This is a genomic window from Binatus sp. (SeqCode) (assembly GCF_050013435.1).
In the GTDB taxonomy this organism is placed as follows: domain Bacteria; phylum Desulfobacterota; class Binatia; order Binatales; family Binataceae; genus Binatus.
In genome coordinates this window covers 1-16,362 of record NZ_JBEKFG010000025.1, presented here as the reverse complement: position 1 = coordinate 16,362, position 16,362 = coordinate 1, and the positions used below count along the sequence as shown (strand labels likewise).

General features: G+C 63.1%; 14 protein-coding genes. 7 read left to right on the top strand and 7 right to left on the bottom strand.

Features of this window, described 5'->3' with window-relative positions; all coding sequences use genetic code 11:
• Nucleotides 1-35 precede the first annotated feature (35 nt).
• The 7 genes from ABSB13_RS07035 to fliS all read right to left on the bottom strand — a co-directional run bounded on the left by ABSB13_RS07035 (nucleotide 36) and on the right by fliS (nucleotide 9,731).
• Nucleotides 36-746, bottom strand: a complete 711-nt coding sequence (locus ABSB13_RS07035; protein ID WP_428106853.1) for a TIGR04282 family arsenosugar biosynthesis glycosyltransferase — start codon at nucleotides 744-746, stop codon at nucleotides 36-38.
• Nucleotides 743-3,748, bottom strand: coding sequence for an AsmA-like C-terminal domain-containing protein (locus ABSB13_RS07030; protein WP_428106851.1), 3,006 nt, complete (start codon nucleotides 3,746-3,748; stop codon nucleotides 743-745). The genes ABSB13_RS07035 and ABSB13_RS07030 overlap by 4 nt, the downstream gene beginning before the upstream one ends.
• Nucleotides 3,749-3,808: 60 nt before the next feature.
• Nucleotides 3,809-5,656 (bottom strand): translational GTPase TypA, encoded by a 1,848-nt coding sequence (typA, locus tag ABSB13_RS07025; protein ID WP_428106848.1) that lies wholly within the window; start codon nucleotides 5,654-5,656, stop codon nucleotides 3,809-3,811.
• Nucleotides 5,657-5,787: 131 nt separating this feature from the next.
• Nucleotides 5,788-6,336: a DUF2939 domain-containing protein gene (locus tag ABSB13_RS07020; RefSeq protein ID WP_428106846.1), complete on the bottom strand. Its 549-nt coding sequence runs from the start codon at nucleotides 6,334-6,336 to the stop codon at nucleotides 5,788-5,790.
• 43 nt (nucleotides 6,337-6,379) lie between these two features.
• The gene (gene pgl, locus ABSB13_RS07015; protein ID WP_428106844.1) at nucleotides 6,380-7,123 is read right to left on the bottom strand and encodes a 6-phosphogluconolactonase; all 744 of its coding nucleotides are present in this window, start codon (nucleotides 7,121-7,123) and stop codon (nucleotides 6,380-6,382) included.
• A gap of 82 nt (nucleotides 7,124-7,205) precedes the next feature.
• Nucleotides 7,206-9,269, bottom strand: a complete 2,064-nt coding sequence (tkt, locus tag ABSB13_RS07010; protein ID WP_428106843.1) for a transketolase — start codon at nucleotides 9,267-9,269, stop codon at nucleotides 7,206-7,208.
• A gap of 93 nt (nucleotides 9,270-9,362) precedes the next feature.
• Nucleotides 9,363-9,731 (bottom strand): flagellar export chaperone FliS, encoded by a 369-nt coding sequence (gene fliS / locus ABSB13_RS07005; RefSeq protein WP_428106841.1) that lies wholly within the window; start codon nucleotides 9,729-9,731, stop codon nucleotides 9,363-9,365.
• A gap of 152 nt (nucleotides 9,732-9,883) precedes the next feature.
• On the opposite strand from fliS, the gene ABSB13_RS07000 reads away from it, so the two are divergent.
• The 7 genes from ABSB13_RS07000 (at nucleotide 9,884) to ABSB13_RS06970 (ending at nucleotide 16,177) form a co-directional block, all read left to right on the top strand.
• Complete coding sequence (locus ABSB13_RS07000) at nucleotides 9,884-10,078, top strand: hypothetical protein (RefSeq protein ID WP_424673192.1); 195 nt, start codon at nucleotides 9,884-9,886, stop codon at nucleotides 10,076-10,078.
• A 154-nt stretch (nucleotides 10,079-10,232) separates the two neighbouring features.
• Nucleotides 10,233-10,331, top strand: coding sequence for a type II toxin-antitoxin system RelE family toxin (locus ABSB13_RS06995; RefSeq protein WP_428106904.1), 99 nt, complete (start codon nucleotides 10,233-10,235; stop codon nucleotides 10,329-10,331).
• A gap of 128 nt (nucleotides 10,332-10,459) precedes the next feature.
• Nucleotides 10,460-11,716, top strand: a complete 1,257-nt coding sequence (gene fabF, locus ABSB13_RS06990) for a beta-ketoacyl-ACP synthase II (protein ID WP_428106839.1) — start codon at nucleotides 10,460-10,462, stop codon at nucleotides 11,714-11,716.
• A gap of 10 nt (nucleotides 11,717-11,726) precedes the next feature.
• Nucleotides 11,727-12,704, top strand: coding sequence for a beta-ketoacyl-ACP synthase III (locus ABSB13_RS06985; RefSeq protein ID WP_428106837.1), 978 nt, complete (start codon nucleotides 11,727-11,729; stop codon nucleotides 12,702-12,704).
• Nucleotides 12,705-12,730: 26 nt separating this feature from the next.
• Nucleotides 12,731-13,696 carry an ArsA family ATPase gene (locus tag ABSB13_RS06980; protein ID WP_428106834.1) on the top strand — a complete coding sequence of 322 codons (966 nt, stop codon included), beginning with the start codon at nucleotides 12,731-12,733 and terminating at the stop codon, nucleotides 13,694-13,696.
• A gap of 37 nt (nucleotides 13,697-13,733) precedes the next feature.
• Nucleotides 13,734-15,704, top strand: a complete 1,971-nt coding sequence (locus ABSB13_RS06975) for a methylmalonyl-CoA mutase family protein (RefSeq protein WP_428106832.1) — start codon at nucleotides 13,734-13,736, stop codon at nucleotides 15,702-15,704.
• Nucleotides 15,701-16,177: a hypothetical protein gene (locus ABSB13_RS06970; RefSeq protein WP_428106830.1), complete on the top strand. Its 477-nt coding sequence runs from the start codon at nucleotides 15,701-15,703 to the stop codon at nucleotides 16,175-16,177. The genes ABSB13_RS06975 and ABSB13_RS06970 overlap by 4 nt, the downstream gene beginning before the upstream one ends.
• The last annotated feature ends 185 nt before the right edge of the window (nucleotides 16,178-16,362 follow it).

Here is a 16,362-nt window from a genome sequence, read left to right as displayed (position 1 = left end):
GAATCGGCGGTCGTCTTGCCGCGCATCGGGGTACTCTAGCGATCGTGGCGCAGGACTCCAAGCTGCTCGAGAACGGACTCCGTCGCGGGGCACGGCGACGCGCCCCCGCGACGGCGCGCTCGCGCCAACAGCCGCAGATGCGCCGCCAGCAGCATCACGTCGGCCCATCGATCGACGTCATACCACGCTGGACCCAACGCATACCGAATGCCGGCGCGTTCGAGACGCCTTACGGTTGAATCGAGCACGCCGCCGCTGCCCCATCGGATCGCGCTGAAGATCGGGGGCATCGCGCCGCGCACGCCGAGTGCGTAGTAACCGCCATCGAGACTCGGCGCCAGCACGACGCGGTTGCGGCGAAGCGCTTCGACGCTGGCTGCGAGCAGCGGAATTGGAAGCGAAGGCGTATCGGTGCCGATTAGCAGCGCGCCGGAAGATGAAAAGGGTTCGAGTGCCCGCGCCATCCGCTTGCCCAACGACCCATCTCCCTGATCGATCAGTTCGGCGCCGAATCGCCGCGCGAGCCGGCGGAAGTATTTGCTGCGCTCGGCGCCATCCGCTGCGCTCGCCGCGATAACGATCCCGGAGGGGCCAATCGAGACGGCTTTGGCGAGCGCGTCGCGAATGAACGCGTCGGACAATGCTGCCGCGGCTGCGGCCGTCATTGCTCCGATCAATCGGGTCTTGGCCCGACGCGCGACGGGCTCGCGGCAAAATACGATCAGCGCTGGCCGCGACGAGCTCACTTGATCGTGTTCGGACGAATGATATTTATCGGCATCCCGAGGGTTTTCTTGACGAACTGCGCCACCGATGTGATTGGCTGCGGCGTGATCGACGGGTCGCTCACCGGCCCGCTCACGTGGAAGTACGCCGCGACCAGTTTGCCGGTGCCCGAACCGATGCGTTCTCCGATCAGTGGGATATGGTTCAACACCCAATCCACCGTGTCGAACGGAAACATGCCGACCTGCATATCGAGCGCGCCCGCGCCGAACTGGATGCTGCCGTTCGCCGTGATATCCATCACGGGACCCTGCAACACGAAATTATCCGTGTAGAAGAGCCCGCTCTTGCCCTTGAAATCGGTGATGATCGTTTTGAACGGGATTCCATTGACACGCGGGTCAGGAATCTGCGCGCTCAGCCAATTCTTGATGTCGATAAAACTGAGCAGGCGCGAAAGCAGCGTAAACTTGTTGAGGGTTCCGTCTCTGACCGTCACCGACATGTCGCCGGCGAGAGTTTCGAAAAAGTTTGTGTCGGTGTTGGCCCACAGATCGATGCCGAGAAAAAGATGACCCAGCAATGGCGACTGCGTGTTCTTGCCGCCCAGCATGAAGAGCGGCGCGGGGTCGATGTCGGTGGCGCTGCCCGTCATGTGCATCCAGTTGTCCGGAGCACGGCCGGCAAGATCGAGCTTCATCTTTCCGCGATAAGCGGTCGCGCTCATGTTATAAATGTGCCAATCGCCGGCCGGGGAGCGCGTAAAATCGGTCTTCATGTCGGTCATCTGAAAGGCGGCGAGATTTCCCGCCCGCGCTTCGATATGCCCGCTGCAAGGAACCTCAAAATGGATCGGCGGCGTGGCCGCCGACCACGGCATCCGCACGAATCTCATCACCTCGAGATCGAGTTTCTGCACGGTGGCGTCGATACGAATCGACGGATGCGTGTAGTCGGGTACGGTGATGCGGAAATCGATCGCCTGGTCCTCGAGCTTCGAGCCCGGCATCGACAAGAGCAGCTGCTTGCGGCGCATCGTGAGCGTCGCACCTTGAACCATGATTGGCGAACGCAGGAAGTTGAATTTCACGCCGCCCTTTGCGAGCGTCAGCTTGCCCTCGGGCGTTATCGCGCCCCGGTTGCCGGGATCGCTGTTGGCGACGACCTTGCCGCCAATCGGCCCGCTCACTGCAAAGTCGGACGGATCCACCAGCAGCGCCAACCACGTTTCTGACGGGAAATTATGAAGTCCCAGCGTCAGATCATGCACCGCGATGCCCTGCTTTGCGAAATTCACGGCGCCATCGAGCGTCGCATCACCGCCGGTCGCTGCCAGCATCAGATGGTCGAACTTGATTGAATCCGGGTCGATGGTGACGGTGCCGCGGGAAACCTTGAGCGGTCCGGGCGAACCCTTGATCGTGAGGACGGCGCCGATTGCGTCTGCGCGGACCTGATAGTCTTTGGGCGCGACCAGGGTCGTCGCGCTCAGCTTTCCAGACGCGGTAGCGACCATTTCGACGCGGCCGCCCAGACGTTCGAGACGATCGCGTTCCTTCAGTTGATACAAATCGAGCGACCTGGCGATGGCCGGGTAGAGCTCGGCCAGGTCTGCGTCGACCTCCACGCTGGCCTTATAGTCCGCGCCCTCGATTCCGTTGCCGAGGTTGGCGTTGGCGGCGAGGTCGTGGAGCGTAGAGTTTCCACACTTCGCAGTGCCTTGCGAGATGGTGAGCAAGCCTTTCGAGTAACCAAGCTGGGCGCTGAAATTTGCGATCGGCGGCAGCTTCGTATCCGTTGGAATTGTGAAGCCGACGTTCTCGATGGTGCCGGTGACCACCAGATTCCTGCGAATCGCATCGAGCGGCGCCGTTTCAATCTCGTTGAGCGCGGCGCTCAGCGTCGCGGCGCCGACGGTGACCTTGCCCGGTGTGATCCGGTTGAGCATATCCACGAGGTCGGCGGGCAGATGGCGGACCGACAGCAGTGTCTGTTTGGCCGCAGCGGCGTCGAAATTAAACCCGCCAACATGGATTCCCAGCTCCGGTGTCCCGCTTTGAGGACCCAGCAGCTCGGTTTCGCCGGAAAGCACCGCCGTGTTGATCTTGCTCAAAACGATCTTCGTGACGGCGTACCTGCCGCCGGTGATGTCGAAGCCGGTATGCAGTGAGTAGTCGCCCAAATCGATTGGCGCGGCGAGCTGTTGGCTCTTGAGCAGCAGCTTCTGCGCACTCGCATCGGTCTCCCCGGTCACCGAACCATCGTCGTGAAGTGAAAACTTGAGGCTGCCCTGTATCGCGCCGGCCAATCCGAAACCCTCCGCCTCTATTCCGTCCAGTGGAACGTCCCAGGTCCACAACTGGCCATGCGCAAATTCGCCGGGCCGCGAATTTTTCCCGATGCCAAGACCGATCTTCCCGCTTATCTGCGCTCCGGAAACGGGCGATCCAAGCACCGAGCCGCTGAACCCGAGCAGCCACAGGGAAGGCTGCCGGTGGGTGCGGTACGCGACGATTCCAACATGGTTGGCAAGCTCGGCGCCGTCGGCGTAGCGCACCGTGGCATCGATCGTGTCGACGCGCCAAGCGATCCGCGCCAGCGCGTGCAACACGTCTTGCAACGCGCTTATGGATTGCGCCCCGGGACGCGGAATGGGAACCGCGGCCGCGGCAGAGGAGGCTACCGGCAGCGTAATTTCGGGACGGGTCGCGGTCAGCCGATACAGCGGAAGCCCGCTGCGCACGAAAATCGAATGGTACGAGACCAGCGCGCGGAGCGACTTCAGCTTGACGATCTCATGGCCGTTGGCGATGACCTGCGGCTGGTCGAGGACGACTATCAGGTGAGTGCCGAGACGAACGGAGCTGGCGCGCGGGATGATATCGACGCCGGTGCGCTTGCGGACCGAGGCCAGAACGTAAACGACGATGCGCGCCTGGTTGGCTGCGATCAGCGCCGCCGAAGCGCCGAGTACGACTGCCACGATGAGCGCGCAAAGCGCGGCGATTCGGACCAGTCTCATGATTGCCGTGACGCGCTCCGCACGTCCGCTGTGGCGCCGTCCGCGTGGCTCACGAAGCGGTCAGTTGCTTTCGGCCATCTCCGTCGGCGGCGCGTCGATGTATCCCGCACGATGCTTGTTCCTGAGCGCCGTCTTGAGCACGCGGTTGCGCAGCCGCACCGACTTCGGCGTGACCTCGACCAGCTCTTCCTCGTCGATCCATTCCAGCGCCGTATCCAGCGTCGGAACGCGTGGCGGCGAAAGTCGAATCGCTTCATCGTGGCCCGACGCGCGCATGTTGCTGAGCTTTTTTTCGCGGCACGCATTGACGGGCAAGTTTATCTCACGGGCATACTCGCCGACGATCATCCCTTCGTAAACCGGCTCGCCGGGTCCGACGAAGAATATCCCGCGCTCCTGCAAATGAAAGATCGCGTAAGCGGTGGTGGCGCCCTCGCGATCGGAAATCATCGCCCCGTTGGCGCGCGAACGAATCGTTCCCGACCACGGCGCGTAGCCGTTGAACAACGTGTTCATCAGTCCGTTGCCGCGGGTGTTCTCGAGAAATCGGCCGCGAAACCCGATCAGGCCGCGCGCGGGAATGTCGTATTCAAGGCGTACGCGGCTGCTCGCATGGGTGACCATCGTGCGCATCTTGCCCTTGCGCACCGAGAGCATCTGCGTGACCACGCCGATACATTCCGCCGGGATGTCGATCACCAGCATCTCCATCGGCTCGAGAATCTCGCCGTCGGTCTGCTTGGTGATGACGGTGGGCTTCGAGACCTGCATCTCGTAGCCTTCGCGGCGCATGGTCTCGACAATCACCGCGAGCTGCAATTCGCCGCGTCCCATCACGCGCCAGGCGTCGTGCGTCAGTTGCTCGACGCGAGTGCTGACGTTGCGCCGCGCTTCGAATTCGATCCGTTCGCCCAGCTTGCGCGAGGTGACGAAATCTCCCTCGCGGCCCGCCCATGGCGAATTGTTCACCGAGAAAGTCATCGCCACCGTCGGCTCGTCGATGCGAATCGGCGGCAGCGGACGCGGGTTCTCGAGGTCGGCGATCGTTTCGCCGATCGCGATGTCCTCGACGCCCGCCACGATCACTATCTCGCCCGCGCGGGCGGTTTCACGTTCGACACGCGTGAGTCCCTGCCATCCGTAGATGTGTGCGACCTTGCAGACCACCGTTTTGCCGTCGCGCCGGCACAGCGAATAGTTCTGCGCCACCGTCATCGAGCCGGCGATGATTCTGCCGACCGCGAGGCGGCCGACGTAATCGTCGTAGTCGATATTATTGACCTGGAATTGCAGCGTCGCTTCGGGATCGACTTCGGGGCCGGGCAGGTGCGCCACGATCGCGTCGAACAGCGGGACCAGATTATCGCTCGGGACGTCGAGCCTGAGCGATGCGGTGCCGGCGCGGGCCTGCGTATAGAGCACCGGGAAATCGAGCTGGCTTTCGTTGGCGCCGAGATCGATGAACAGATCGTAAACCTCGTCGAGAACCTCGGGCGCGCGCGCGTCGGCGCGATCTATTTTGTTGATGCAGACGATCGCGGGCAGGTTCGACTCGAGCGCCTTCTTGAGCACGAAGCGCGTCTGCGGCAGCGGCCCCTCGCACGCATCGACCAGCAGCAAGATGCCGTCCACCATCGACAGAGTGCGCTCGACCTCGCCGCCGAAATCCGAGTGACCGGGAGTATCGACGATGTTGATGCGCGTTTCACCCCACAGGATCGAGGTGTTCTTGGCCATGATCGTGATGCCGCGTTCGCGCTCGAGCGCGTTGGAATCCATCACGCGATCGATCACCTGCTCGTTGGCGCGGAACACGCCCGACTGCCGCAGCATCGCATCGACCAAAGTGGTTTTACCGTGATCGACATGGGCAACGATGGCTAAATTTCTTATGTCTGGACGTCTCATTTTGTGCCGGATGCTAAAGCGCGGCCGAGCCTCATGGGTTCGCCCGCGTGTGAGCCTCATTGTACCTGTCGCTGGGCGCGGAGTAAACGCAGGCGCGCGCGCCACGGCGCAACATTCCTGTAACGCCCCGGCTACGGCGCGTTGAGATGCTTTTCCTGGTCGCGCTGGAGCTTCTGGAGCAGTTGCTCGATGTTTTTGACTTCAGCAACGCGCCATTCGCCGTCCTCACCGCGCGCCATGTGGATCTCCCACTCCTGCCCCTTGTTGTCCTTGAAGTCGGTGAACGCGGTGTCGCCATTTCGATGCAGGAGCACGATCGAGGCCGCCACTGCCGCGCCCGGCATCTGCACCTCGCGCGCACCGTCGTCGACTTTCTTGACCGCCCACGCCCGCGTTATCTGCGCCATCGGTTTGGCAAGAAGATCGATCGCCGCGTTACCGATCATCGCGCTTAGCGGGTCGCTCGCGCCCTGCTTGCGCACCATCTCGTAGCCCGCATGCTTCACGACGCTCTCAAAATCGACGTAGCGGGAAGCGCCGGCGCCGTCGCGCGCGTCGATGGCCTGCTTCATCCGGAGCACGGTCCAGCTCGGAGTCCCCGGCAGGTAAAACAGCGCCCAGCCGGCGACTGCGGCTACGATGAGAACCGCGGTGAAGTGGCGCAATACGAATCGAAGCATCGCGACTATCCTTTGACGCCGCCCGGCACGCGGCCTGCCTGGGTCAGCGCGGCGAAAGCAGACTGGCGGCGGCCTTGTCGAGCAGCCAAATGACCTCGCCGTCTTGCGGCGCAACGATCTGCGCGGGGAACTTGTCCGGGTCGCGCGGTCCTTCCAGGATATCTTTCACCGCCGCTGCCTTGCTCTGCCCCGCCACCAGGAACATCACGCGCTGCGCATTGTTGATCACCGGCGGCGTGATCGTGAGGCGCTTGCGCGGCTCGGCGTCAACCTCCACGGTGACTACCAGCCGCTGCGTTTCGTGAATCGCGGAGTCACCCGGAAACAGCGATGCGGTATGGCGATTGTCGCCAAGCCCCAGCATCACCAGGTCGAAGCGCGGGAATTCACCGTCGCCAAGGCCGAACCGTTTTCGCAATTCAGCTTCGTAAGCGGCAGCCGCCGATGCCGGCGGATCTTCGCCGCGCATCCGATGCACCTGGTCGGGCCGCAGCGCGAGCTTGCTCAGCATCATGCGATTCGCCATCGCGTAATTGCTCTCGGCGTGATCGGGCGGGACGCATCGTTCGTCGCCCCAGAAAAATTGCACTTCCTTCCAATCGACGCTCAGATGAAACCGCGTCGCCAGCAAATCGTAGGTGGCCGCGGGCGTCGAACCGCCCGACAGACAGAGCGTGAACTCGCCGTGAGTGCAGATCGCCTCGCCGGTGATGTGCGCCGTTTCTTCGGCGGCACGGATGTAGAGTTCCTGCGCGTCGTTCAGAATGATCAATTTCGGTTGAGGCATACCAGTCCGTCCGGCAATGGGGTCGAGAACGCAACGCTAGCCGATGACGCCCGGTCCGCGCCAGATCGTGCGGTCTTGCTCGCTAGCGCGCGAGCAATTTCAGCGCCCGCTCGACGACGTTGTCCACGCTGAAGCCGAAATGCTTCATCACTTCTTCGTACTTGCCCGACGCGCCGAAAGTCGTCATCCCGATAATCTCGCCGTCGAGTCCGACCCATCGGTACCATGACATCGGCGCGCCCGCTTCGACCGCGAGCCGGCGGCGAATGCCCGGCGGCAGCACCGAGTCACGATAGTCCTGGTCCTGCTTCTCGAAAATATTCTCGCTGGGCATGCTTACCACGCGGACCGACTTGCCCTTCTCTTCAAGCTTCGCCTTCGCATCGACGACCAGCGACAGTTCCGACCCCGACCCAATCAGAATGATTTCCGGGGGCCGGCCGGCGCTCTCGGTCAGCACGTACGCGCCGCGCCGGACGCCGCTGGCGGGCGCCATCTTCGTGCGATCGAGCGTCGGAACCTTCTGCCGCGAGAGCGCGAGCAGAACCGGGCCATGCGTGTGAGTCATGACGGTGCGCCAGGCCTCGACCGCCTCGTTCGCATCGCCGGGGCGAATCACGGTGAGATGCGGAATCGCGCGCAGCGACGACAGATGCTCGATTGGTTCGTGAGTCGGGCCGTCCTCGCCCACCCCGATTGAATCGTGCGTGAAGACGAACACCACCTGGAGTTCCATCATCGCCGCCAGCCGAATCGACGGCCGCGCGTAGTCGGTGAAGCACAAGAAGCTCGAGCCGTAGGGGATGAAACCGCCGTGCACCGCGATGCCGTTGAGGATCGCGCACATGCCGTGCTCGCGGATTCCGAAATGCGGATTGCGGCCTTCGAAATGCCCGCGCTCGAAATCGCCGCCGTCCTTGACGTCCGTGAAGGTGGACTCGTTCAAGTCGGCGGAGCCGCCGAACAGGTTCCAGACTTTTTTCCCGATCGCGGCCTCGGCCTGCGAGGCCGACACTCGGGTCGCAAGGCTGTCCTTGGGCGTAAAGACGGGCAGCTCGGCGTCCCATCCCGTCGGCAGATCTGTCGCCAGCGCCGCCTGGAATTCGGCGGCCTCGGCGGGATTTTTTTTGGAGTATGCCGCGAACTTCGCGTTCCACGCGTGCTCCAGGTCCTCGCCGCGCTCGACGCATTCGTGGAAATGCGCCAGCACATCGTCGGCAACGAAGAATGGCGGCTCGGTCGGATATCCGTAGAATTCCTTGGTCAGCTTCACCTCTTCGACGCCGAGCGGATTGCTGTGCGCCGCCGAGGTCCCCTGCTTATGCGGGCTGCCGTAGCCGATGATCGAGCGCACCCGAATCAGCGACGGCCGGCTCGTCTCCTTGATTGCTTTTTCGATCGCCTTCGACAGCGCCGTCAGATCGTTCGCATCCTCGACGACCTGCGTATGCCATTTGTAAGCGTCGAATCGTTTGCACACGTCCTCGTCAAAGCTGAGCTCGGTGTGGCCGTCGATGGTCACGTGGTTGTCGTCGTAGATATAGATGATGTTGCCCAGCCCGAGATGACCCGCGATCGACGCCGCCTCGCTGGCGACGCCTTCCATCAAGTCGCCGTCGCTGCAAATGCCGAAGATGCGATGGTCGAACAGCCCCGATTTGTCGCGCTCGAAGCGTGCCTCGAGATGCTTCGCCGCAATCGCCATCCCGACCCCGTTGCCGAAGCCCTGGCCGAGCGGCCCGGTGGTGGTCTCGACGCCTTCGGTCACGCCGTACTCGGGATGCCCGGGCGTTTTGCTTCCGAGTTGGCGAAATTGCTTGATGTCGTCGAGCGAAACGTCGTAGCCGGTCAGATAGAGCAGGCTGTAGAGGAGCATCGAGCCGTGGCCGGCCGACAGCACAAAACGATCGCGCCCGAACCACTCCGGATTTTTCGGGTTGTGGCGCATGAACCGCGTGTAGAGCAGATAGCCGACCGGCGCCATTGCCATCGGCAATCCGCAATGCCCTGAGTTGGCCTTTTGGACCGCGTCTATCGTCAGCACGCGAATCGCGTTGATACAGGTTTGGTCCAGGCCGGACCAGTTCACTTTGTTTTGCGCTGCAATCGCCAAGATGTCCCCACCGCGTGGTTTTGGGGCGGTCATCGAATCCGCCGCTTTTAGTCCTTCACTTTTTTACTTTTGTGGCGGATGTTGTCAAATCCGCCTGCGCGACGCTCGCGGACGCCAATTCCGGCGTCACCAATCCTTGTCGTCGTCGTCCTTGGTGTCGCCGGCCTTGCGACGCATCACGCCCACGACGCTCTTCGCGTCACCCTTGTCGCCGGCGCCCAGCGCCGCGGTGAATCGTTCCGCGATAAAGCGCATCATCGCGCCCTCTTCCGGATCGAGCGTGCTACCCAGATTAGCCAGCCGTTCCATCGCGATACGAATCGCCGCGATCGACCCGGGCATGTCACCACGCTCGCGGCATGCGAGCGCGTCGCGCAACCCTTCGCGCACCCCGGCAATCGCCGGCCGCGCTCGCTCGCCGATCACAATCTCGAGTTCGCCAAGGTTTTGCGCGAGTTTTGTGAACGGATCGTCTGCGGGATTGATGGGCGGCACGGCTGGATTGTTTCATCGGTACAAGTTTGGATGCAAGTCCGCCGTACCGCGCCGAACCCGCGATGACAAAATCATCCGACCGGCGTAAGATCGGCCCTGCTACGACGAGGTGTCGCGTTCGCCGATGCCATCGCCGGGAGGAAAACGAAGCCATGACCGGAATCCAGTACCTGACCGATGAGAAGGGCCGCAAGGTGGCCGTTCAAATCGACCTGACCAAGCATCGGGAACTATGGGAAGACCTCCAGGATGTGCTTGTCTCGCGGTCGCGGCGGCACGAAAAGCGGATTGCGCTGGATAAGGTAAAGGCGGGACTGATCAAGAGCGGCAAGCTCCCCCGTGAGTAGCTACCGCGTCGCGCTAGCCGCAAGCGCGGCAAAAGAGCTGCATAGGCTGCCGACGAAAATGGTTGTCCGCATTATTCCGCGTCTCTAACATCTGGCGTCGACTCCCCGGCCTCCGGGCTGCAAAAAACTCAAGGGCGGCGATAAGTAATGGCGGATTCGTGTTGGCGATTACCGGATAGTTTATGTCGTTGACGACGCGGCCAGAACCGTCGATGTGACGCGAATCGCGCACCGGCGCGAGGTCTATAAATAAACCGAGACGCGGCGGCCCGTCGCGTTGCGAAGCCAATCTGCCTGGCGAGCGCGGGCGCGGATTCTCGACCGGCGCTCTCTTTTGATAGATTATTAAGTCGCGAACTCGATGGAGGATGAAGGGCCCTAATGAGACCGATGCTTGAGCGCCGCGTGGTGGTCACCGGAGTAGGACTGGTGACCCCGCTCGGAGTTGGAGTGGACAAGAACTGGGAAGCCCTGATGGCGGGCCGCTCCGGTATTGGCCCGATTACGCGCTTCGACGCCGCGGGATTTCCCGTCCGGATCGCCGGCGAGGTGAAGGATTTTAATCCCGAAGACTGGATCGAAAAGCGCGACGTCAAAAAAATGGACCCTTTCATCCAGTATGCCGTCGCGTCGTCCGAGCAGGCGATGCGCCAGTCGGGGTTCAAGATAACCGAAGACAATGCCGACCAGGTCGGCGTGTTGATCGGCGTCGGCATCGGCGGCCTGTGCACCATCGAGGAGTACCACAAGGTCTTCATGGAGACCGGGCTGCGTCACATCACGCCGTTCTTCATCCCCAAGCTGATCGCCAACCTTGCGCCGGGCCAGGTCTCGATTCGCTTTGGAGCGCGCGGCGCCAACTTTGCGACTACCAGCGCCTGCGCGTCGGGCAGCCATGCGATCGGCGAGGCGTACCGGATGATCAGGCTCGGCTACCTCGACGCCGCGATCACCGGCGGCGCCGAGGCGGCAATCACCTCGCTCGGGGTGGGCGGATTTGCCGCGATGCGCGCGCTTTCGACCCGCAACGACGCGCCGGAGAAGGCCAGCCGTCCATTCGACAAGGAGCGCGACGGATTCGTGATGGCCGAGGGATCGGCGGCGCTCATCCTCGAGGAACGCGACGCCGCCATCGCGCGCGGCGCCAGGATCATTGCTGAGATCTGCGGTTACGCCGCCAACAGCGACGCCTACCACATCACCTCTCCTGCCCCCGAGGGACGCGGTGCCGCCAAGTGCATGCGGATTTGCCTCGAAGACAGCGATCTCGATCCCAACGAGGTCGACTATATCAACGCGCATGGCACCTCGACCGAGCAAGGCGATATCGCCGAGACTCAAGCGGTAAAGCGCGTCTTCGGCGAGCGAGCCGCGAAAGTTGCAATTAGTTCCACCAAGTCGATGACCGGGCACACGCTCGGCGCGGCCGGCGCAATCGAGTCGGTGTACACCGTCCTCGCCATCGACCGCGGGATGATGCCGCCGACCATCAACCAGGAATTTCCCGACCCCGAATGCGACCTCGATTACGTGCCCAACCAGGCGCGCCCCGCCAAAATCAGGATCGCGCTCAACAATTCATTCGGCTTCGGCGGTACCAACACTACCCTGGCCTTCAGGGCCGTAGGCGAGAGCTGACCGGTTCATCATGGGTTCCAGAATTGTCGCCACCGGACGGGCCGTCCCGCGCACCGCCCTGACCAACAAGGATCTCGAGCGGTACATGGACACCTCCGACCAATGGATACGCTCGCGCACCGGAATCGGCAGCCGCTACGCGATGCGCCAGGGCGAGTCGCTGGCGGATATCGCGATCGACGCCAGCCGCACGGCGCTCGAGCGCGCGGGCGTCAAGCCCGCCGCGCTCGACGCGATCATCGTCGGCACTGTTTCCTCGGAGTACGCGTTTCCGTCGCTGGCCTGCCAGATTCAGTGCGGCTTGAGCATTTCGTCGATACCGGCCTTCGACGTCGCCGCCGCCTGCTCGGGCTTCGTCTATGCGCTGCAAATCGCGGACGCACAGATGCGCGCCGGCGACTTCAAGCGCGTGCTGGTGGTCGGGGCCGACGCGCTCTCGACGATGGTGGATTGGACCGATCGCCGGACCGCGGTGCTGTTTGGCGACGGCGCGGGCGCGTGCGTGATGGTCACCGAGGCGGGAAATCGCGGAGTGCTGTCGAGCCTGCTGCGCTCCGCCGGCGAGTATTGGAATCTGCTCTCGGTCCGCGCCACTGGAACCCGCAGCACGATTGATTCTGAAGTGCGCCGATGCGCCGGTGACGCGATTCAGATGAAAGGCCCCGAGCTTTTCAAAATCGCCGTCCGGAGCATGGAAGAAATCAGCCGGCTGGTGGCCGAGCGCGCCGGCGTCAAGCTCGAAGAAATCGACCTGTTCGTGCCGCATCAGGCCAACATGCGAATTATTTCCGCGGTCGCCGAGCGGCTCGGCTTGCCGCCGGAAAAAGTCTTCACCAACATCGAGCGTTACGGCAACACCTCGGCCGCGTCCGTGCCAATCGCGCTCGACGAGGCTCTCGAGCAGGGGCGAATTCACGACGGCGATATCGTGATGCTCAACGCATGCGGCGGCGGACTCACCTGGGGAGCGAACCTGATCCGCTGGTAACTTCCGGCCGGCTCCTCTTCCCTCAAATGCTAAACGAAATCCTCGCACGACGCGTGCTCATCGTGCTCGGCAAGGGCGGTGTCGGCAAAACTACCGTCAGCGCCGCGCTCGCCCGGCTCGCGGCAATGTCGGGTGCGCGCGCGCTGATCATGGAATGCGACGGGCGCGCTCCCCTGGCCGCGACGTTTGGCGTCGCGCCGTCGTTCGTGCCCGCTGAGGTCGCGCCCAATCTCGCGCTGATGACGCTCGACGGCCGCGCCGCGCTCGAGGAATATCTGCGGCTGGTGGTGCCGGGCCGGATGCTGTTGAAAGCGGTGTTCGCCAGCCGCCTCTATCAATTTTTCGTCCAAGCGGCGCCGGGGCTGCGCGAACTGATGATGCTCGGCAAGGTTTACCATGAAGCCGGCCACACCGATCCCAAGCTGCCCGGCCGCCGCATTATAATCGTCGATGCGCCCGCCAGCGGCCAGGCGATGAGCCTGCTCAAGATGCCGACGGCCGCGCGCTCGACCTTCGGCGACAGCGTGGTCGGTAAGGAAGCCGGCACCATTTCGCAGACGATGCGTGACCGGCGGATTAGCGCAATCGTCCAGGTCACGACCGCCGACAGTCTTTCGATATCGGAGACTATCGAGACTCACGCCAACTTGAGCCGCATTCATCTCGCCCCGGCGGCCGTGCTTTTCAATCGAATGCCGCGATCCGATTTCGACGCCGAGGACATATCGGCGCTGACCAACCGCCGCGGACCCCATCTGCGCAAGAAAGATCTCGAGCATCTCGCCGAGCTGGCCAGGTCCGAGCTGAGTCGCGTGTCGGACGCGCGCAAGGCGATCGCAAAAATCCGCGCCGAGACCGGCGGTCCGGTGCTCGAGATCGCCGAGCATGGCGATCTCTCTGGAGTCGCGCTCATCGATCGTATTGCCGCCGACCTTGCGCTTGCCCTCAATCGCGAAAACGAAGCCGCGGCCCGCGCGATGCCCCGGCACTGATCGCGAGCCGTCGCATAGCGGCTGGAATCGCGGCGCTTTGACAACTAACCTTGTGTCGATGCCCGACAGCGGAAAAAAAGCTCGCCCCAAGGCCCGCGAACCGTGGATCATCCGCACCTACGCGGGCTTCGGCGACGCGCGCGAGGCCAACCAGCGCTTCCTGGCAAACTTGAAGCAGGGCCAGCGCGGGCTTTCCATCGCCTTCGATCTGCCCACCCAAAACGGCTACGACCCCGACGCCCCGGTCGCGCGCGGCGAAGTCGGCGGGGCCGGCGTATCGATTTGCCACTGGAACGACATGGAGCGGCTGTTCGAGGGAATCCCGCTCGAGTCGATCAACACCTCGATGACCATCAACGCGACCGCGCCGTTCATCCTGGCGCTTTACCTCGTCGTCGCGGAAAAGCACGGCGTGCCGTGGACCGAGCTGCGCGGCACGACGCAGAACGATCTGCTCAAGGAATTCGTCGCGCGCGGCACCTCGATCTTTCACCCTGAATTATCGTTTCGCCTCTCCACCGGGTTGATTCGATTCACCGTCGAGCGCGTGCCCAACTGGAATCCGATCAACTGTTGCGGCTACCACTACATGGAGAGCGGCGCCGGTCCCGCCGAGGAAATCGGCTACGCATTCGGCAACGCGCTGCTGATTCTCGACGCGATCCGCCCCACGCTCGACCCGGCCGCCTTCGAGCAGACCGTCCGCCGCATTTCATTTTTTATCAACAGCGGCATCGAGCTGGTCCCCGAGATCTGCAAGATTCGCGCGTACTTCAAACTATGGCGGGAGCTTTGCTCTTCCGAGTACGGCGTCGATAACGTCGCCTTCCGCGCCGGATGCCAGGTGCGCTCGCTCACGCTCACCGAGCCGCAGCCCGAAGTTAATATCATCCGCATTGCGTACGAGGCGCTCCCGGTCGTCATCTCGGCCGACGCGCGCGTGAACGCACTTCAGTTGCCGGGCTTTCGCGAGGCGCTCGCCCTGCCCGACCAGACCGAGCAGACGCTCAGCTTGCGCACCCAGCAGGTCCTGATGCATGAGACTGGCCTCGCCGGCTATGGCGATATTTTCGAGGGCAGCAAGGTTATCGAACAGCTTACCGCCGAGACCGCCGCGCGCGCGCGCGAAATCGCGATCCGGCTGCGCGAGGCCGGCTACTCGCGCGCCATTTCTATAGTCAGCGGCGAACTGACGCGGCAGCTTGCCGAGCGTTACCGCAAAGTCGAGTCGGGCGAGATCGTGCAAATCGGCGTCAACGCATTCACCGGCGAAATCGGACTCACGCCCTGGCCCAGCCAGAATGCGGATCGCGCGGCCGATGCAAGCAAGGAAAAAGAGCGCATCGAGTCGATCAAAAAATGGCGCGAGGCGCGCGACCAGCCCGCCGTGGCCAACGCCCGCGAGGCGCTCGAACGCGCCGCCGCAAATCACAGCGACAGCGACCGCGGACTCATCGAGGCGGCCATCGAGCTCGCCCGCGCCGGCGGCACCGTCGGCGAATGGACCGATTCGCTCGTGCGCGTCAGCCGCGGCCGCTACACGCCGCCGATTCTTGAAACCGGCGTCAGCGTCGGCACGCTCAACGTGCCGGTCGCGGGATCGACACGCAAAATCCGCATCGCGCTCGGCAAGGCCGGCCTCGACGGACATATCAACGCGGTAAAGCTGCTCGCGCACGCCTGCATGCAGGCCGGGATGGAAGTGGTTCTCGCGGGATTCAAGCAGACGCCGGAGGATATGGTTGCCACCGCGCTTGAGGAAGACGTCGACGTGCTCGCCATCTCGAGCCTCGCCGGCGCCCACATGTCCATCGCGCACGAGACGATCGACCTGCTGAAAAGTCGCGGTGCCGCCGACGTGTCGCTCGTGATGGGCGGAATCATTCCCGAGGCCGACCGCACCGCGCTGCTCCAGCTTGGCGTCAAGGCGGTCTTCACGCCCAAGGACTCCAACCTCGGCGAGATCGTCGGCCGCATCATCGCGATCGCAAACCGGATTAAGTCATGAACATTTTGAGAATTGGACGATACTTCTCGATCGCCACGACGATCGCGATACTGTTCGCGCGCCCGGCCTTCGCGGCAGAGGCGCGGCCGTGGCTATGCCGCGACAAGCCGGTGTTCTCGTCCGATCGCGCGATGGAATATCAGGTGACTGCGCGGCCCGGACGGGATTGGCGGATTTTCTTCATGCAGTACTCGCCCGACGCGGCGCATGACGGATTCGATATCGTCAACTCGCGCGATATCGCCGCGCGCGGCGATCCGGTGGCCGGGAATCTCGCGGCGGGCAGATATTTCGCGGTCGCTCTTTACCGGGGATCGGGCGGCCATTGGATATGTCCCGATTACACGCACGACGATCGCGATTCAAAATTGGGCGAACTGAGCAACCTCTGCTACGGCGAAGACGGCCCCCCCTGTCTGGTCAAGCTACAAGTGAAGCCCGACCACCACCTAACTCATCCCCCCGCCCCCTAGAACTTGTGCCTCGCGCTTTTGCGGCGCGATTATGGGCCGGCGGCGGGCGAGAAGGCGGCGGCGACGCATCATTCCGTGGCTTCCGCCGCTAGGGAACCTCTGCACAAGTCGATCGATATAGGTAGATCGATATAGGTAGAATGAAGTTGATCGATGGATGGGTGCGGAGGTGGAGTGATGAGTGA